The sequence below is a fragment of the Xanthobacter autotrophicus genome, from assembly GCF_029991245.1.
In the GTDB taxonomy this organism is placed as follows: Bacteria; Pseudomonadota; Alphaproteobacteria; order Rhizobiales; family Xanthobacteraceae; genus Xanthobacter; species Xanthobacter autotrophicus_C.
The window spans coordinates 1-16,699 of record NZ_JAIVFO010000101.1 but is presented as its reverse complement, the minus strand read 5'-3'; the positions used below and the strand labels follow the sequence as shown (position 1 = coordinate 16,699).

Annotated in this window: 28 protein-coding genes and 1 pseudogene; all 29 read right to left on the bottom strand. The window is 65.4% G+C overall.

All coding sequences use genetic code 11. From position 1 onward, the window contains the following. Positions 1 to 250: 250 nt before the first annotated feature. Positions 251 to 1,243 (bottom strand): radical SAM protein, encoded by a 993-nt coding sequence (locus K9U41_RS16110; RefSeq protein WP_282641863.1) that lies wholly within the window; start codon positions 1,241 to 1,243, stop codon positions 251 to 253. Positions 1,244 to 1,340: 97 nt separating this feature from the next. Beyond that, the gene (gene rplQ / locus K9U41_RS16105; RefSeq protein ID WP_149574617.1) at positions 1,341 to 1,763 is read right to left on the bottom strand and encodes a 50S ribosomal protein L17; all 423 of its coding nucleotides are present in this window, start codon (positions 1,761 to 1,763) and stop codon (positions 1,341 to 1,343) included. Positions 1,764 to 1,838: 75 nt separating this feature from the next. Next, on the bottom strand, positions 1,839 to 2,855 hold the full coding sequence (locus K9U41_RS16100; protein ID WP_282641864.1) for a DNA-directed RNA polymerase subunit alpha: 1,017 nt from the start codon (positions 2,853 to 2,855) through the stop codon (positions 1,839 to 1,841). Positions 2,856 to 2,999: 144 nt separating this feature from the next. Further along, a complete protein-coding gene (rpsK, locus tag K9U41_RS16095) occupies positions 3,000 to 3,389 on the bottom strand; it encodes a 30S ribosomal protein S11 (protein WP_012116745.1) in 390 nt (129 codons plus the stop codon). A gap of 123 nt (positions 3,390 to 3,512) precedes the next feature. Next, on the bottom strand, positions 3,513 to 3,881 hold the full coding sequence (rpsM, locus tag K9U41_RS16090; RefSeq protein ID WP_282641862.1) for a 30S ribosomal protein S13: 369 nt from the start codon (positions 3,879 to 3,881) through the stop codon (positions 3,513 to 3,515). 533 nt (positions 3,882 to 4,414) lie between these two features. Next, entirely contained in the window at positions 4,415 to 5,002 is a 588-nt protein-coding gene (locus K9U41_RS16085; protein ID WP_282641861.1) for an adenylate kinase, read from the bottom strand. 1 nt (position 5,003) lies between these two features. Then, on the bottom strand, positions 5,004 to 6,338 hold the full coding sequence (gene secY, locus K9U41_RS16080; protein WP_282641860.1) for a preprotein translocase subunit SecY: 1,335 nt from the start codon (positions 6,336 to 6,338) through the stop codon (positions 5,004 to 5,006). Between the two features lie 490 nt (positions 6,339 to 6,828). Further along, complete coding sequence (gene rplO / locus K9U41_RS16075) at positions 6,829 to 7,311, bottom strand: 50S ribosomal protein L15 (RefSeq protein WP_282641859.1); 483 nt, start codon at positions 7,309 to 7,311, stop codon at positions 6,829 to 6,831. A gap of 10 nt (positions 7,312 to 7,321) precedes the next feature. Continuing rightward, a complete protein-coding gene (gene rpmD, locus K9U41_RS16070; RefSeq protein WP_012116751.1) occupies positions 7,322 to 7,504 on the bottom strand; it encodes a 50S ribosomal protein L30 in 183 nt (60 codons plus the stop codon). 24 nt (positions 7,505 to 7,528) lie between these two features. Then, positions 7,529 to 8,086 (bottom strand): 30S ribosomal protein S5, encoded by a 558-nt coding sequence (rpsE, locus tag K9U41_RS16065; protein WP_012116752.1) that lies wholly within the window; start codon positions 8,084 to 8,086, stop codon positions 7,529 to 7,531. Between the two features lie 18 nt (positions 8,087 to 8,104). After that, on the bottom strand, positions 8,105 to 8,467 hold the full coding sequence (gene rplR, locus K9U41_RS16060) for a 50S ribosomal protein L18 (protein WP_012116753.1): 363 nt from the start codon (positions 8,465 to 8,467) through the stop codon (positions 8,105 to 8,107). A 12-nt stretch (positions 8,468 to 8,479) separates the two neighbouring features. After that, positions 8,480 to 9,013: a 50S ribosomal protein L6 gene (rplF, locus tag K9U41_RS16055; RefSeq protein ID WP_282641858.1), complete on the bottom strand. Its 534-nt coding sequence runs from the start codon at positions 9,011 to 9,013 to the stop codon at positions 8,480 to 8,482. 16 nt (positions 9,014 to 9,029) lie between these two features. After that, positions 9,030 to 9,428 (bottom strand): 30S ribosomal protein S8, encoded by a 399-nt coding sequence (rpsH, locus tag K9U41_RS16050; protein WP_138398137.1) that lies wholly within the window; start codon positions 9,426 to 9,428, stop codon positions 9,030 to 9,032. A 10-nt stretch (positions 9,429 to 9,438) separates the two neighbouring features. After that, positions 9,439 to 9,744, bottom strand: coding sequence for a 30S ribosomal protein S14 (gene rpsN / locus K9U41_RS16045; RefSeq protein WP_282641857.1), 306 nt, complete (start codon positions 9,742 to 9,744; stop codon positions 9,439 to 9,441). 141 nt (positions 9,745 to 9,885) lie between these two features. Further along, positions 9,886 to 10,443, bottom strand: a complete 558-nt coding sequence (gene rplE, locus K9U41_RS16040; protein WP_012116757.1) for a 50S ribosomal protein L5 — start codon at positions 10,441 to 10,443, stop codon at positions 9,886 to 9,888. Continuing rightward, entirely contained in the window at positions 10,436 to 10,753 is a 318-nt protein-coding gene (gene rplX, locus K9U41_RS16035) for a 50S ribosomal protein L24 (RefSeq protein ID WP_282641856.1), read from the bottom strand. Before rplX ends, rplE begins: the two co-directional genes overlap by 8 nt. Then, positions 10,753 to 11,121, bottom strand: coding sequence for a 50S ribosomal protein L14 (rplN, locus tag K9U41_RS16030; RefSeq protein ID WP_138398138.1), 369 nt, complete (start codon positions 11,119 to 11,121; stop codon positions 10,753 to 10,755). The genes rplX and rplN overlap by 1 nt, the downstream gene beginning before the upstream one ends. A 188-nt stretch (positions 11,122 to 11,309) precedes the next feature. Continuing rightward, the gene (rpsQ, locus tag K9U41_RS16025) at positions 11,310 to 11,558 is read right to left on the bottom strand and encodes a 30S ribosomal protein S17 (RefSeq protein ID WP_282641855.1); all 249 of its coding nucleotides are present in this window, start codon (positions 11,556 to 11,558) and stop codon (positions 11,310 to 11,312) included. Between the two features lie 7 nt (positions 11,559 to 11,565). Then, positions 11,566 to 11,778, bottom strand: a complete 213-nt coding sequence (gene rpmC / locus K9U41_RS16020) for a 50S ribosomal protein L29 (RefSeq protein ID WP_138398140.1) — start codon at positions 11,776 to 11,778, stop codon at positions 11,566 to 11,568. A gap of 10 nt (positions 11,779 to 11,788) precedes the next feature. After that, complete coding sequence (rplP, locus tag K9U41_RS16015; RefSeq protein WP_012113709.1) at positions 11,789 to 12,202, bottom strand: 50S ribosomal protein L16; 414 nt, start codon at positions 12,200 to 12,202, stop codon at positions 11,789 to 11,791. Positions 12,203 to 12,231: 29 nt separating this feature from the next. After that, positions 12,232 to 12,990 (bottom strand): 30S ribosomal protein S3, encoded by a 759-nt coding sequence (rpsC, locus tag K9U41_RS16010; RefSeq protein ID WP_138398141.1) that lies wholly within the window; start codon positions 12,988 to 12,990, stop codon positions 12,232 to 12,234. Next, entirely contained in the window at positions 12,990 to 13,370 is a 381-nt protein-coding gene (rplV, locus tag K9U41_RS16005; RefSeq protein WP_012113707.1) for a 50S ribosomal protein L22, read from the bottom strand. Before rplV ends, rpsC begins: the two co-directional genes overlap by 1 nt. A 6-nt stretch (positions 13,371 to 13,376) precedes the next feature. Continuing rightward, a complete protein-coding gene (gene rpsS / locus K9U41_RS16000; RefSeq protein WP_203191864.1) occupies positions 13,377 to 13,655 on the bottom strand; it encodes a 30S ribosomal protein S19 in 279 nt (92 codons plus the stop codon). Positions 13,656 to 13,666: 11 nt separating this feature from the next. Next, positions 13,667 to 14,500: a 50S ribosomal protein L2 gene (rplB, locus tag K9U41_RS15995; protein WP_012113705.1), complete on the bottom strand. Its 834-nt coding sequence runs from the start codon at positions 14,498 to 14,500 to the stop codon at positions 13,667 to 13,669. Positions 14,501 to 14,525: 25 nt separating this feature from the next. Next, complete coding sequence (locus K9U41_RS15990) at positions 14,526 to 14,834, bottom strand: 50S ribosomal protein L23 (protein ID WP_282641852.1); 309 nt, start codon at positions 14,832 to 14,834, stop codon at positions 14,526 to 14,528. Further along, the gene (gene rplD, locus K9U41_RS15985; protein WP_282641851.1) at positions 14,831 to 15,451 is read right to left on the bottom strand and encodes a 50S ribosomal protein L4; all 621 of its coding nucleotides are present in this window, start codon (positions 15,449 to 15,451) and stop codon (positions 14,831 to 14,833) included. The genes K9U41_RS15990 and rplD overlap by 4 nt, the downstream gene beginning before the upstream one ends. Beyond that, the gene (rplC, locus tag K9U41_RS15980; protein ID WP_282641850.1) at positions 15,451 to 16,176 is read right to left on the bottom strand and encodes a 50S ribosomal protein L3; all 726 of its coding nucleotides are present in this window, start codon (positions 16,174 to 16,176) and stop codon (positions 15,451 to 15,453) included. The genes rplD and rplC overlap by 1 nt, the downstream gene beginning before the upstream one ends. A 22-nt stretch (positions 16,177 to 16,198) precedes the next feature. Then, positions 16,199 to 16,507: a 30S ribosomal protein S10 gene (gene rpsJ, locus K9U41_RS15975; protein ID WP_012113701.1), complete on the bottom strand. Its 309-nt coding sequence runs from the start codon at positions 16,505 to 16,507 to the stop codon at positions 16,199 to 16,201. 69 nt (positions 16,508 to 16,576) lie between these two features. After that, positions 16,577 to 16,699, bottom strand: a pseudogene (gene tuf / locus K9U41_RS15970) (elongation factor Tu); the annotation flags it as partial.

Genomic DNA, 16,699 nt, shown 5'->3' with positions numbered 1-16,699 from the left:
GTGTATAAGAGACAGCCCATTGCCGCCCCAATTGCCGCCCCCGTGGCGCCCGACGCCAGGGCGGCGGAGCCGAGCAGGAGCAGCGCGAATGCAATCTGTCTTTTCATGTGGTGAACCTGCGATGCAGAGCCAAACCCGCTCAGCCTGAACCGACCTTGGGGCGTTCCATGGTCCAGACGCCTCGGGACCGAGAACGCTGTGGCCCGGGCCACCGTACCGTCGGGCGAGGGCGCGTCCCAGGCCCCGCCCGTCACCGCCTCAGAACGCGCTGCAGGGCGGTGCTTACTCGCTTCATGAAATGCGGCGGAACCAAGGACGCGAGGGTCGGCCCAGGTATGGAGACCGCCGGGCCGGTGTACTTCACGTCGGTGTATTTGCGGCAGAAATAAAAGCAGTAGCCCGAATTGCACGGGCTCGGCCCGACATGTGGCACGAAGGTCCGAGCCAGGATATTGCCCTGCAGGGCCGTATCCGAGCCGCAGCGGAATACATCCCCCTGCGGCTCGATTCGCACGAAGCGGCTTCCGGCGGTGCAGGCCTTGCCACGGAAAGTCGGCGTCCCGGAAAGGAAGCTGTCGTCGTCGAACGGATCGATGGTCGGTGGTTCGGACCGCTGGGCACGCCAGTCGCCATAGGCCGAGCGGGCCTTGCGGCTCATGGCGCGGAAGACCTCGCGCTCCCCCGCTTCATAGGCATCGGGATAATGCCGGCCGCGATAGGTGCCGCGCAGCAGCTTGGGCACCGGCACCAACCCCGGCACCGCCAGCAGACGGGCCACCTCGTCAGCGGCAGCCAGCACCTGCGGGGTCGCCACCACCGAAACGAAGATGGAAAACCCCGCGTCGTGCAGCAGTCCCAGGTTGCGGTTGAAGACTTCCAGCCCCCGCCGGCGCGCGCGCTCGTCGGGGTGGAGGCCCGCATTGATGACGCTGACGCGCGCAGGATCGATCCGCCGCGCGAAATCCGCGAGCGAGGTCTGGGTCAGGTTGCTGTTGAGGGAGATGAAATGGCGCCGGGTGAGCGCTGCGCACAGATCCACGAAACCCGGATAGGCCGAAGGCTCGCCGCCGGTGAGGTGGAGCAGCCAGGTCAGCCCGGTGGCGGAAAAGGCATCCGCCCATTCGTCCGGGGCGCCGTAGCGGACCGTCTTCTCCCCCAGAACCTCGCCCGGGAAGAAGCAATAATCGCACCTGTAGTTGCAGGTGTTGAGAAGCTGCCAATCCGCTTCGATATCGTAATGCACGACCGGCAGCTCCGGACCTTGAAAGACGCGCCATGGAATGCCCATGGCGTCACATCCGGCGCGGTACCCGAAGCCCACGCCGGATGGTCGTCTGTCCTCAGGCCGCCTCGGCTTCAGCCGCCGCAGCGGTGCGGGCGTGGTCGGCGGCGCCCTTGGCGTTCACGTCGCGATCCACGAACTCGATCACCGCCATGGCCGTGTTGTCGCCGTAGCGGAAACCGGCCTTGATGATGCGGGTGTATCCACCCGGACGCTCCTTGTAGCGGGGCGCGAGCACGTCGAAGAGCTTCTTGACGATGGTGACGTCCTTCAGCTCCGCGATCGCCTGGCGGCGGGCGTGAAGGTCGCCGCGGCGGGCGAGGGTCACCAGCTTCTCCACCACCGGGCGAAGATCCTTCGCCTTGGGCAGGGTGGTCACGATCTGCTCGTGGGTGATGAGGGCGCCCGCGAGATTGGAGAACATCGCCTTGCGATGCTCCCAGGTGCGGTTGAACTTGCGATGTACCTTGCCGTGACGCATGACGGCGAACTCCTGAAAGATGGCGGCGGACGAGCCGGCGATCGGTGGCGCGGCTCGGGCCGCTTAAGGTTCAGATCAGTAGTGTTCTTCGAAGCGCTTCGCCAGCTCTTCGATATTCTCCGGCGGCCAGCCGGGCACTTCCATGCCCAGATGCAGGCCGAGGGAGGCGAGCACTTCCTTGATCTCGTTGAGCGACTTCCTGCCGAAGTTGGGCGTGCGGAGCATCTCCGTCTCGCTCTTCTGGATCAGGTCGCCGATGTAGACGATGTTGTCGTTCTTCAGGCAGTTGGCCGAGCGCACGGACAGCTCCAGCTCGTCCACCTTCTTCAGCAGCGCCGGGGAGAACGGCAGCGTCTGGATCGCGGTGGTCTCGCTCTCGCGCTTGGGCTCCTCGAAGTTGACGAAGATCTCCAGCTGGTCCTGCAGGATGCGCGCCGCATAGGCGAGCGCGTCCTCGGCCGTGATCGAGCCGTTGGTCTCGATCTGAAGGGTCAGCTTGTCATAGTCGAGAATCTGGCCCTCGCGGGTGTTCTCGACCTTGTAGGAGACCTTGCGCACCGGCGAATAGAGGCTGTCGATCGGGATCAGGCCGATCGGCGCGTCCTCGGGCCGGTTGCGGTCGGCGGCGACATAACCCTTGCCCGTGTCCACCGTGAACTCGATCCGCAGCTCCGCGCCCTCGTCGAGGGTGCAGATGGGCAGGTTCGGGTTGAGGATGGCCACGTCGCCCACGGTCTGGATGTCGCCGGCCACGAGCACGCCCGGGCCGGTCTTCTTGGCCACCATGCGCTTGGGACCGTCGCCCTGCATACGGATGGCCACATCCTTCACGTTGAGGATGATGTCGGTGACATCTTCACGCACGCCGGGGATGGACGAGAACTCGTGCAGCACGCCGTCGATGTGGATCGAGGTCACGGCCGCGCCCTGAAGCGACGACAGCAGGATGCGGCGCAGGGCATTGCCCAGCGTCATACCGAAGCCGCGCTCCAGCGGCTCGGCGATCACGGTCGCGAAGCGCTTGGGATCGTGACCGGGATTGACCTGCAGCTTCTCGGGCTTGATCAGCTCTTGCCAGTTCTTCTGAATCACTTGCTTCACCTTGCTTTCTCGCCGGGCCACGGCAGCTGCCGGGGTCTAGTGCCTCAACCGGAGGCCGGGCCCGTCCCGATCGGGGAGGAGAAACCGGGCAGACGATCCGCAGGGCAAACGCCCCACGGCGAACCGAAGAACAGATCAGACGCGGCGGCGCTTGCGCGGACGGCAGCCGTTGTGCGGGATCGGCGTCACGTCGCGGATGGAGGTGACGAGGAAGCCCGCCGCCTGCAGCGCGCGCAGGGCGGATTCACGTCCCGAGCCGGGACCCGACACTTCCACCTCGAGGGTGCGCATGCCGTGCTCGGCCGCCTTGCGGGCCGCGTCCTCGGCCGCCACCTGCGCGGCGTAGGGCGTGGACTTGCGCGACCCCTTGAACCCCATGGCGCCGGCCGAGGACCAGGAGATGGTGTTGCCCTGGGCGTCGGTGATGGTGATCATGGTGTTGTTGAACGAGGCGTTCACATGCGCGACGCCCGAGGCAATGTTCTTGCGTTCGCGGCGCTTAACGCGGGTAGCTTCCTTAGCCATTCTTGTTTCGATCCTTCAGGCGCGCCCGTAGCTCCAGGCGCTCGGGATGGCCCTTGAGGGGGCCGGACAACAGGCATAGGCCGGCAAGGCCGGCCCATGCTTTTCAAAGGGTCTTGCGACCGATCACTTCTTCTTGCCCGCGATGGGCTTGGCCGGACCCTTGCGGGTGCGGGCATTGGTGTGGGTCCGCTGACCGCGCACCGGCAGGCCGCGACGATGGCGCAGGCCGCGATAGCAGCCGAGGTCCATCAGCCGCTTGATGTTCATGGCCACTTCGCGGCGCAGATCGCCTTCCACCACGTAATCGCGGTCGATGGTCTCGCGGATCTGCAGCACTTCCTGGTCGGTAAGCTGGTTCACGCGGCGCTCTGCCGGGATGCCGACCTTGGTCACGATTTCCTCGGCATGCTTCGAGCCGATGCCGTGAATGTACTGGAGCGCGATGATGACGCGCTTGTTGGTCGGGATATTGACGCCTGCGATACGAGCCACTGCTCTCTCCATGTGACGCCGGCGGGCCTTGCGGCACGTGCCGGCGGAATGATCCCCGCGTCCGGTGGAGGCCGGCCCTTGCGGGGGAAAAGGAAACGCCTCAGATACGACAAAGCGGCCGCCCTGTCCGAACCCTTTCGGGCGGACCGAACGGCACCAATTCCGAAGCGAGGGAGTGCCCATAGCCGGGTTTTAAGGAAGCGTCAAGAGCTGCGCGCGAACCAACGGCCCGGATCTTGCTGCTTGTCCGTGCTATTCCGCCCCTTCAAGGCTCGGCGACCGGTGCGCGAGAGGCCTTGGGCGGCGGAGCGCGACGCGAGCCGAATCGGCAAGCTCGCACCCATGTCACGTGCATTCCACCCGCCGCCGGCCGGCGGCTTCGCCAGTTCTCGACGGCGACTGAAACGCGTCGGCTGAAACGCGTCGATCAGCGCACCGACACCTGCGAGCCGCAGCTTCACCCGCGGGCCGCGATGGGATCCCGGTGAACCAGCAGGATCTCGCCGATGGCGCGGCCAAGATCCCGCATGGCATCACGCCGCCTCAGCGAGCACCCCGTCGATGGCGGCGGTGACCTGATCGATGGGCGCCATGCCGTCGATCTGCTTCAGCTGGCCACGGGCCTTGTAATAGGGCGCCACCACCGCGGTATCGCGGTTGTAGGCCTCCAGGCGCGTCTTGAAGACCACCGGATCATCGTCCTTGCGCACCGCCTCGCCCTTGGCATGGGCTTCGGCGGCACGGTTGAGGATGCGGTTCACCAGCTTCTCCTGGTCCACCACCAGTTCGATCACCGCGTCGAGCTTCATGCCCTTGTCGGCGAGGAGATGGTCGAGGGCCTCGGCCTGCGCCACCGTGCGCGGGAAGCCGTCGAGAATGAAGCCGTTCTTCGCATCCGGCGCATCAAGGCGTTCGGCAATGATGCCGATCACGATCTCGTCGGAGACGAGGCCGCCGGCATCCATGACCGCCTTCGCCTTCAGGCCCACCGGCGTACCGGCGGCCACAGCGGCGCGCAGCATGTCGCCGGTCGAGAGCTGGACGATCCCATGACGGGTGACCAGCCGTTGTGCCTGGGTTCCCTTGCCCGCCCCGGGCGGCCCGAGCAGCACCAGCCTCATGTTATTTTCTCCTCCCTCCGCGCAGCTTGGCCTTCTTGACCAGACCTTCGTACTGGTGGGCCAACAGATGCCCCTGGATCTGGGACACTGTGTCCATGGTCACACTGACCACGATCAGCAGCGATGTCCCTCCGAAATAGAACGGAAGCGAGGCGTAGGAAATCAGCAGTTCGGGGAAGAGGCAAACCGCCGCAATGTAGGCCGCCCCCACCACCGTGATGCGCGTGAGCACATAATCGATGTACTCGGCGGTCCGCTCGCCCGGCCGGATGCCGGGAATGAAGCCGCCGTGCTTCTTCAGATTGTCCGCCGTCTCCACCGGATTGAACACGATCGCGGTGTAGAAGAAGCAGAAAAACACGATCAGCAGCACATAGAGCACCATGTACGCCGGGCGACCGTGCCCGATATGGGTGGTGATCGTCTGCAGCCATTCCGGGCCCGAGCCCTGCATGAAGCTGGCGATGGTGGTCGGGATCAGCAGCAGGGACGAGGCGAAGATCGGCGGGATGACGCCCGAGGTGTTCAGCTTCAGCGGCAGGTGCGAGGACTGGCCCTCATAGATGCGGTTGCCCACCTGGCGCTTGGGATACTGGATCAGCAGCCGGCGCTGGGCCCGCTCCATGAACACGATGAAGGCGATGACCACCACCGCCATCACCAGCGCCGCGAGAATCAGCACGGTGGAGATGGCGCCCTCGCGGCCGAGCTGAAGGGTGCGCACGAACGCACCGGGCAGTTCCGCGACGATGCCGCCGAAGATGATCAGCGACGTGCCGTTGCCGATGCCGCGCGAGGTGATCTGCTCGCCCAGCCACATGAGGAACATGGTGCCGCCGGTGAGGGTGATCACCGTGGTGATTCGGAAGAACCAGCCCGGCTCGGCCACCACGCTGCCCGAGCCCTCCAGGCCCACCGAGATGCCGTAGGCCTGGAACACGGCCAGGACCACGGTGAGGTAGCGGGTATACTGGTTGAGCTGCTTGCGGCCGGCCTCGCCTTCCTTCTTCAGCGCCTCCAGCGTCGGCGAGACGCTGGTGAGCAGCTGGATGATGATGGAGGCCGAGATGTACGGCATGATGTTCAGGGCGAAGATGGCCATGCGCTCCACGGCGCCGCCCGAGAACATGTTGAAGAGGCCGATGATCCCCTGCTGCGCGTTCTTGAACACGTCGGCCAGCGCGTCCGGATTGATTCCGGGCATGGGGATGTAGGTGCCGAGCCGGTAGACGATGAGCGCGCCGAGGGTAAACCAGATGCGCTTCTTGAGCTCCTCGGCCTTGCCGAGGGCTCCGAAATTGAGGTTCGCCGCGAGTTGTTCCGCCGCCGAGACCATGCCTTGCTCCGCTGGACGCCGCCCGGGTTGGGGCAGCCCTTATATGAGGGCGCGATTCGCGGGTGCCTAGTGCGCGGATCCGGTCAAAAGCGGATCGACAGGCGTTTTCTTGCCGATGGTTCGGGACCCCAACCGCGGCCGGGCCAGGACGCTGTCTGCGTCCACCCGCCCCGGGTCGAAAATCCTTCCCGCATCCGGCGGCACCGGAGCATCGCCCGGGAAATGCAGATACCCGGCCTTGGGCCGGGTTGCTAGAGCACGCGACGATCAGTTTGCATCGCAAGCAGATCGGATAGCGCGTTCTCGTCCCCGGGCTTGGAGCCGGATCATGCAGGTTGAACCAACCTGCATGCTCATCCAGCCCAAAACCGGGGATCACAGGAGGACTGGGGCGAGACGACGCACCCGGCTCCTCATGCGAAAAAACGGCCGGGCGCGCCCGGCCGCTCACATCAAACCGACGCGGCCGGGACAGCCGGCCGGCCTCGGATCACTCCGCTTCGGCGACGGCCGGAGCCGCAAGCACCGTCACGGAACCGCCGGCCTTTTCCACCGCGGCAACGGCGGACTTGGTGGCATAGGCCACTTCCAGCGTCACCTTGGCAGTGAGTTCGCCCGTGCCGAGCACGCGGACGCCATCCCTGGCCCGGCGCAGCACGCCGGCCGCGACCAGCGCTGCCTCGGTCACCGGCTGGCCGGCATCGAGCTTGCCGGCTTCGACGGCCGCCTGGATCTTGCCCAGGGAGACCTCGTTGTAGTCGAGGCGGAAGATGTTGTGGAAGCCACGCTTCGGCAGACGCCGATGCAGCGGCATCTGGCCACCTTCGAACCCCTTGATGGCCACGCCGGTCCGGGCCTTCTGGCCCTTCACGCCGCGACCCGCGGTCTTGCCCTTGCCGGAGCCGATCCCCCGGCCGACCCGCATGCGCTTCTTGCGAGCGCCGGGGTTGTCCCTGATTTCGTCGAGATTCATGTCCCGCTCCTCACTCGACCACGCGGACGAGGTGGGCGACCTTCGCGATCATGCCGCGCACGGCCGGGGTATCCTTGAGGGTGGAGCGGCGGTGCCGCTTGTTCAGCCCGAGCCCGACCAGGGTTGCTTCCTGGTCGAACGGGCGGCGGATCGGCGAGCCGATCTGCTCCACGGTGACTGTCTTGTCGCTCATGATGGCGCGCTCCTAATCCGACGCTCAGTCCGTCGCTTCCGCGTCTTCGACGCGGCGGCGGGACTGGAGCTGCGACACCTTGATGCCGCGACGGGCCGCGACCGAGCGCGGGCTGTCCTGGTTCTTGAGGGCGTCGAACGTGGCGCGCACCATGTTGTAGGGGTTGGAAGACCCGAAGGACTTCGCCACCACATCGTGCATGCCGAGGGTTTCGAACACCGCGCGCATGGGGCCGCCGGCGATGATGCCGGTACCCGCCGGGGCGGCGCGCAGGATCACCTTGCCGGCGCCGTGATGACCATGCACGTCGTGGTGCAGGGTCCGGCCTTCACGCAGCGGCACGCGGATGAGCGCACGCTTGGCGCTCTCCGTGGCCTTGCGGATGGCCTCGGGCACTTCGCGAGCCTTGCCGTGGCCGAAGCCGACGCGGCCCTTCTGGTCACCCACAACCACCAGGGCGGCGAAACCGAAGCGACGGCCGCCCTTCACCACCTTCGCGACACGGTTGATGTGGACAAGCTTGTCCACAAACGTGTTGTCGCGATCTTCGCGCTCGTGGCGCTGTTCCCGTTCACGGGCCATATTCGCGTGTCCTTCGCGTCAGAACTGAAGGCCGCCTTCGCGGGCGCCCTCAGCGAGCGCCTTGACGCGCCCATGAAAGATGTATGCGCCGCGGTCGAAGACGACCGCAGTCACGCCCTTCGCCAGCGCCCGCTCGGCCACCAGCTTGCCGATGGTCTTCGCCGCGTCGGTGTCCGCACCCGTCTTCAGCGACGTGCGCAGATCCTTCTCAAGGCTGGACGCTGCGGCGAGGGTCTCGCCGTTCGCATCATCGATGACCTGCGCATAGATGTGCTGCGAGGTCCGGTGCACCGAAAGGCGCGGACGTCCGTTCGCAGCGACGCGAATCGCACGGCGCACCTTGGCCTTGCGGCGCGCCAGCGCCTCCAAATCCTTAGCCATGGTTCGCCTCCGTTACTTCTTCTTACCTTCCTTGCGGAAGATGAATTCACCGGCGTACTTGACGCCCTTGCCCTTGTAGGGCTCGGGGCCGCGGAACTCTCGGATCTCTGCCGCCACCTGACCGACCTTCTGGCGGTCGATGCCGGAGATGACCACTTCGGTGGGCTTGGGCGTGACGATCTGGATCCCTTCCGGGATCGGGAAGATCACGTCGTGGCTGTAGCCCAGGGCCAGGTTCAGGTTCTTGCCCTGAACCGCGGCCTTGTAGCCGACGCCCGTGATCTCCAGCTTCTTCTCGAAGCCCTTGGTCACGCCTTCCACCAGGTTCGCCACCAGGGTGCGGGACATGCCCCACATGGCCTTGTGCCGGGTGGTCTCGCCGCGCATGGACACCTTGAGCTCGGAGCCTTCGATGGCGGCCTCGATCTCTTCCACGAGCGTCAGTTCGAGGGCGCCCTTGGGGCCCTTTACCTTCACCGTCTGTCCGTCCAGGCTGGCGGTGACGCCAGCGGGGATGGCGACGGGCAGCTTGCCGATCTTCGACATGTCGTCCTCCGTCGCCTCAGAACACGGTGCAGAGCACTTCGCCGCCAACATTCTTGTCGCGGGCTTCGTGGTCCGCCATCACGCCCTGGGGCGTGGAGACGACCGCGATGCCGAGACCGTTGGCAACTCGGGGCAGATTCTTGACCGACGCATACACGCGGCGGCCGGGCTTCGACACGCGGGCGATCTCGCGGATCACCGGAACGCCGTCGAAATACTTGAGCTCGATCTCGAACTCGGTGCGACCGTTGCCGTGATCCGTCGCGGTATAGCCGCGGATATAGCCTTCGGTGCGGAGCACTTCGAGGACACTCGCACGCAGGCGGGAGCCGGGCGTGGAGGTCTTGTCCTTGCGGCGCATCTGGGCGTTGCGGATGCGGGTGATCAGATCGCCGATGGGATCAGTTACAGCCATCGTTCCCTCCTCACCAGCTCGACTTCACGAGGCCAGGAACCATGCCCTGGTTGCCCAGCTCGCGCAGCGCGATACGGCTCATCTTGAGCTTGCGGTAGAAGGCGCGCGGACGGCCCGTCACCTCGCAGCGGTTGCGGATACGAATCTTCGCGCCATTGCGCGGCATTTCCGCCAGCTTGAGGGTCGCCTGGAAGCGCTCCTCAATCGGCAGCGTCTTGTCATTCACGATCGCCTTCAGACGCGCGCGCTTCGCCGCATGGCTGGTGGCCAGCTTGCGGCGGCGCTCGTTCGTCTCGATCGCGCTCTTCTTCGCCATCTTTTGCTCCTGTTCTCCGCGTCTGAGGCAGCTGAAAGCCCCTCACGGCCGGAAAATCACGCTGTCACTTGTCGCTTTACCGTCCCGCCCCGGGCGGAAAGGCCGGGCGCCCCGCTCGCGCGAAGCGCCCCTTCTAGACGCTCACTGACGGAAAGGGAAATTAAACGCCTTCAGAAGGGCGCGGGCTTCCTCGTCCGTCTTCGCGGTGGTGCACACGATGATGTCCATGCCCCAGATCTGCTCGACGCGGTCGTAGTTGATCTCGGGGAACACGATGTGCTCCTTGACGCCCATGGCGTAGTTGCCGCGGCCGTCGAAGCTCTTCGGGTTCAGGCCGCGGAAGTCCCGCACGCGCGGCAGCGCAATGCTGACGAGCCGGTCCATGAACTCGTACATGCGCGCCTTGCGAAGGGTGACCTTCGCGCCGACCGGCTGGTTCTCGCGCAGCTTGAAGTTCGAGATCGCCTTGCGGGCCCGGGTGATCACCGGCTTCTGGCCGGCGATCTGCGCCAGGTCGGCGGCAGCGGTCGTCACCTTCTTAGTATCGGCAGTGGCTTCGCCCACGCCCATGTTGATGACGATCTTGTCGATCGTCGGCACTTCCATGGGGTTCTTGTAGCCGAACTGCTCGATCATCTTCGGCCGCACCACTTCATCATAGAAGGTGCGCAGCTTCGGGGTGTAAGTCGCCTCAGCCATCGATCCTCTCCCCGGAACGCTTGGCCACGCGGACCTTGGTCCCGTCTTCCAGCACCTGGAAGCCGACGCGGGTCGGCTTGCTGTCCTTGGGGTCGGCAACGGCGACGTTCGACAGCTGGATGGGAGCCTCCTTGGAGATGATCCCGCCCTCCTGGTTCGCCGTCTGGCGCTGGTGACGCTTAACGATATTGACGCCGCGGACGAGCGCACGCTCCTCCTTCGGCATCACCTGGATAACCTCGCCGGTGCGCCCCTTGTCGCGGCCGGTGAGGACGACGACCTTGTCGCCCTTCTTGATCTTCGCGGCCATCAAAGCACCTCCGGCGCCAGCGAGATGATCTTCATGTGGTTCTTCGAGCGCAGCTCGCGCGGAACCGGTCCGAAGATACGAGTGCCCACCGGCTCCTTGTTGTTGTTGATCAGCACGGCCGCGTTGCGGTCGAAGCGGATCACCGAGCCGTCGACGCGGCGAATGTCCTTGGCGGTGCGAACCACCACGGCCTTCATCACGTCGCCCTTCTTCACGCGGCCGCGCGGAATAGCTTCCTTGACCGACACCACGATGATGTCGCCCACGTGGGCATACTTCCGCTTGGAACCGCCAAGTACCTTGATGCACATGACGCGACGCGCACCGGAATTGTCCGCCACGTCGAGATTGGTCTGCATCTGGATCATGACGCACCTGTTCTCGTCATCCGGCGCCGCCGGCGCGCCGGCATTGCCTCAACCCTTGTTTACCGTGGCCGCTCATCGGAACACGGTGTTGCCGCGGTGCGGTCTCCACTCGGTCTCTCATCGAGACGACGGACCCGGCGCCGGAGCCTTCTCCGTCCGGACGATCCATCCGGACGGAAAATCTTCTATCAGACCTCGGCCCGCTTTTCGCCCTGGATCACGATCCAGTTCTTGAGCTTGGAGATCGGCCGGTGCTCCTCGATCCACACCGTATCCCCCACGGTCCAGGCATTGGCCTCGTCGTGGGCGTGATACTTCTTGGACCGGCGCACGGTCTTCTTCAGCAGCGGATGGGTGAAGCGGCGCTCCACCCGGACCACCACGGTCTTGTCAGTCTTGTCGCTCACCACGACGCCCTGGAGCACGCGCTTCGGCATCGCTTCCTCACTTCGCCTTCTGCACCGGCGCACCGGTACGCTTGACAGTCTGCACGGTCTTGATCCGCGCGATATCGCGGCGGATCTGCTTGGACCGCGCGGTGTTCTCCAGCTGACCCGTCGCCTTCTGGAAGCGCAGGTTGAACTGTTCCTTCTTCAGCTTCAGCAGCTCATCCGCGAGCTGATCGGGGCTGAGGGCCCGAACGTCCTCGGCTTTCATGAGCCTCTCCTTACTCGGCGATGCGCTGGATGAAGCGCGTCTTGATGGGCAGCTTGGCCGCCGCGAGGGTCAGGGCCTCGCGGGCGGTCTCAACACTCACCCCGTCGATCTCGAACATGATGCGGCCGGGCTTGATGCGGGCCGCCCAATATTCGGGAGCGCCCTTGCCCTTGCCCATGCGCACTTCCGTGGGCTTGGCAGAGACCGGCACGTCCGGGAACACGCGGATCCACACGCGGCCGGCACGCTTCATGTGACGGGTGAGCGCGCGGCGGGCCGCCTCGATCTGGCGGGCGGTGACACGCTCCGGCTCCACGGCCTTGAGGCCGAATTCGCCGAAGTTCAGTTCCGTACCGCCCTTGGCGACGCCGTGGATGCGTCCCTTGAACTGCTTGCGGAACTTGGTGCGCTTGGGTTGCAGCATGGCTTAATCGCCTTCTCTCTCGGCAGCCGTCAGGCGCGGTGGCCGCGATCGCGGTCGCCGCGATCGCCACGCTCGCGGTCGCCGCGCTCACGCCGCTGGGGACGCGAGGAGGGACCGGCTTCCTGCTCGGCCTGGCGCTTGTCCTGCGCCATGGGATCGTGCTCGAGGATCTCGCCCTTGAAGACCCACACCTTGACACCGCAGGTGCCGTAGGTGGTGAAGGCCGTGGCGGTGCCGTAGTCCACGTCCGCACGCAGGGTGTGCAGCGGCACGCGGCCTTCGCGGTACCATTCAAGGCGCGCGATCTCAGCCCCGCCGAGGCGGCCCGAGCAATTGATACGGATGCCCTCGGCGCCGAGACGCATGGCCGACTGCACCGCGCGCTTCATGGCCCGGCGGAACGCCACGCGGCGCTCGAGCTGCTGGGCAATGGATTCGGCGACGAGACGGGCGTCGATCTCGGGCTTGCGGATCTCGACGATGTTGATGAAGACCTCCGAGGAGGTCATCTCCGACACCTTCTTGCGCAGCTTGTCGATGTCCGCGCCCTTCTTGCCGATGACCACACCGGGACGACCGGAGTAGATGGTCACGCGGCACTTCTTGTGCGGACGCTCGATCACCACCTTGGACACCGCGGCCTGCTTGAGCTGCTTGAACAGCATCTCGCGGATCTTGATGTCCTCATGGAGCAGCTTGCCGTATTCGCCCTTGTTGGCGAACCAGCGGCTGTCCCACGTGCGGTTGATGCCGAGCCGAAGCCCGATCGGATTGACCTTCTGACCCATCAGGCCCGCTCCTCGACTTCCCGCACCACAATGGTGATGTGGGAGAAGGGCTTCTCGATGCGCGAGGCGCGACCGCGCGCCCGCGGCGAGAACCGCTTCATCACCAGACCCTTGCCCACGTGCGCCTCGGCGACGACCAGGTCGTCCACGTCCAGCTCGTGGTTGTTCTCGGCGTTGGCGATCGCGCTCTCGAGGCACTTCCGCACGTCGCGGGCGATCCGCTTGTGGGAGAACTCGAGATCGGCGAGGGCCGTCGCCACCTTCTTGCCGCGGATCAGGCCCGCGACCAGGTTGAGCTTCTGGGGGGAGATGCGCAGATTGCGCAGCACCGCCTTGGCTTCGTTGTCCGCGAGCGCGCGGGGCTTTGCCTGCTTACCCATGACCGATCACCGCCGCTTCGACTTCTTGTCGGCCGCGTGCCCGTAGTAGGTACGGGTCGGCGCGAACTCGCCGAACTTGTGGCCGATCATTTCCTCGGAGACGTTCACCGGCACATGCTTGTGCCCGTTGTAGACGCCGAAGGTTAAGCCCACAAATTGGGGCAGGATGGTGGAGCGCCGGCTCCAGATCTTGATCACGTCGCGGCGACCGGTGCCAGAAGCGGCTTCCGCCTTCTTCAGGAGGTAGCCGTCGACGAACGGGCCCTTCCAAACAGACCGTGTCATGTGTCAGGCCCTCACTTCTTCCGCTTGTGGCGGCTGGACACGATGAACTTGTCCGTCGCCTTGTTGTTGCGGGTCTTCTTGCCCTTGGTGGGGAAGCCCCAGGGGGTGACCGGGTTGCGGCCACCGGAGGTGCGGCCTTCGCCGCCGCCGTGCGGATGGTCGACCGGGTTCATGGTCACGCCGCGGTTATGCGGCTTGCGGCCCAGCCACCGGTTACGCCCGGCCTTGCCGAGCGAGATGTTCATGTGGTCGGGGTTGGAAACCGCGCCCACGGTGGCATAGCAGGCGCCGAGAACGAGGCGCTGCTCACCGGAATTCAGACGCACAATCACATAGCCCTGGTCGCGGCCGACGATCTGCGCGTAGGTGCCGGCGGAGCGGGCGATCTGGCCGCCCTTGCCCACCTTCAGCTCCACGTTGTGGACGATGGTGCCCACCGGCAGCGAGGACAGCGGACCGGCATTGCCCGGCTTCACGTCCACCTGCTCGCCGGCGATCACCTGGTCGCCCACCGCCAGGCGCTGCGGCGCCAGGATGTAGGCCAGGTCACCGTCCTCATACTTGATGAGGGCGATGAAGGCCGAGCGGTTCGGATCATATTCGATCCGATCCACCACCGCCGGGACGCCGCGCTTGGTGCGCTTGAAATCCACCAGGCGATAGGTCTGCTTGTGACCACCGCCGCGGAAGCGGACGGTGATGCGGCCATTGTTGTTGCGCCCGCCCGAGGAGCTCTTGCCCTCGGTCAGCGTCTTCACCGGCTTGCCCTTGTAGAGGCCGGAGCGGTCCACGATCACGAGCTGGCGAAGGCTCGGCGTGACCGGCTTGAAATGCTTCAGCGCCATGGTCTTGTCCCGTTCCCCTCAGCTCTCAGAGGCCCGTGGTGATGTCGATCTTCTGGCCCTCTTCGAGGGTCACGACAGCCTTCTTGACATCGCTCTGGACGCCCTTCCGGCCGCGGAAGATCTTCACCTTGCCCTTACGGACCAGCGTATTCACGCTCTTCACCTTCACGTCGAAGAGCTTTTCCACGGCCTCCTTGATGGCGGGCTTCGTGGCAGTCTTGGCGACGTTGAAGACAACCTTGTTATGCTCGCTCGCCGCCGTCGCCTTCTCGGTGATGACGGGGGAACGGATCACGTCGTAATGACGCGGTTCGATAGTGCGTTGCGGGCTCATTTGAAGCGCGCCTCCAGCGCGTCCACGGCGGCCTTGGTCAGGACCAGGGTGTCGCGGCGCAGGATGTCATAGACGTTGATGCCCTGGATCGGGAGCACGTCCACATAGGGCAGGTTGCGCGCCGCGAGCGCCACATTCTGCTCCACCTGGGCACCGTCCACGATCAGGACCGATTCGAGACCCAGCTTGGCGAAGTGCTCCTTGAGCGCCTTCGTCTTGGGATCGTCAAGGGAGACCTTGTCGAGCACGATGATCTGCGCCGCCTTGGCCTTCGACGACAGGGCATGCTTCAGGGCGAGCGCACGCACCTTCTTGGGCAGGTCGATGGCATGGGAGCGCACGACCGGGCCGAAGGCGCGACCACCGCCACGGAACTGCGGAGCGGAGGCGGCGCCGTGACGGGCGTTGCCGGTGCCCTTCTGCTTGTACATCTTCTTGGACGTGCGGTTGATCTCCGAACGGCCCTTAGTGCGGTGGGTGCCGGCCTGGCGGCGCGAAAGCTGCCAGGTCACGCACCGGTGCAGGATGTCCGCCCGCGGCTCGAGACCGAAGATCTCGTCCGACAGGGTCACCGAGCCGGCGTCGATGCCGTCGAGCGTCTTGACGGTGATCTCCATCACGCGCCCTCCTCATTGACGGCTTCGGCGGCGGGAGCCGCTTCGGACCCGTTCAGCTTGAACGCGCCGGGCTTGGGAGCCTCGGCAGGCAGCTTCTTCTTCACCGCGTCGCGCACGGTGATCCAGCCGCCCGCATGGCCGGGAACGGCGCCTTCGACGGCGATGAGGCCGCGCTCGACGTCGGTCATGACGACCTTGAGGTTCTGGGTGGTGACGGTGACGTCACCCATGTGGCCAGGCATCTTCTTGTTCTTGAAGGTCTTGCCCGGGTCCTGACGGCCGCCGGTGGAACCGATCGAACGATGCGAGATGGACACGCCGTGGGTGGCGCGAAGACCACCGAAATTGTGGCGCTTCATGCCGCCGGCAAAGCCCTTGCCGATGGTGGTGCCGGTGATGTCCACGTACTGGCCCACGACGAAGTGGTCAGCCGTGATCTCGGCGCCGACCGGGATCAGCGCGTCTTCCGGCACGCGGAACTCGGCGAGCTTGTGCTTGGGCTCCACCTGGGCGACCGCGAAGTGGCCACGCTCGGCGCGGGTCACGTTCTTGGGCTTGCGCCGACCAGCACCGAGCTGGACCGCAACATAACCGTTCTTGTCGAGCGTACGGTGGGCAACCACCTGGCAGCTCTCAACTTTCAGCACAGTGACCGGCACGTGCTCACCGGCATCGGTGAAGATGCGGGTCATGCCAACCTTCTGGGCGATGACGCCTGACCGCATGGTCGTGTCTCCTCGCCTCACGTCAGAGCTTGATTTCGACGTCGACGCCAGCGGCGAGGTCGAGCTTCATCAGCGCGTCCACGGTCTGGGGAGTCGGATCGACGATATCGAGCAACCGCTTGTGAGTACGCATCTCAAACTGCTCGCGCGACTTCTTGTCGATGTGCGGAGAGCGATTGACGGTGAACTTCTCGATCCGCGTCGGCAGCGGAATCGGGCCGCGCACCTGCGCACCCGTGCGCTTGGCCGTGGCGACGATCTCACGCGTCGACGCATCGAGGATGCGGTGATCGAACGCCTTCAGGCGAATTCGAATGTTCTGGCCGTTCATGGCTCAAAGGCTCCGGGGAAATGAAGGACGCGCGCGTTCCGCGGCGCGTCCCCGTTTTTTCTTGTCAGATCACTCGATGATGGAGGCGACGACGCCGGCGCCCACCGTGCGGCCACCCTCGCGGATGGCGAAACGCAGCTTCTCTTCCATGGCGATGGGAACGATCAGCGCCACGTCCATGGACACGTTGTC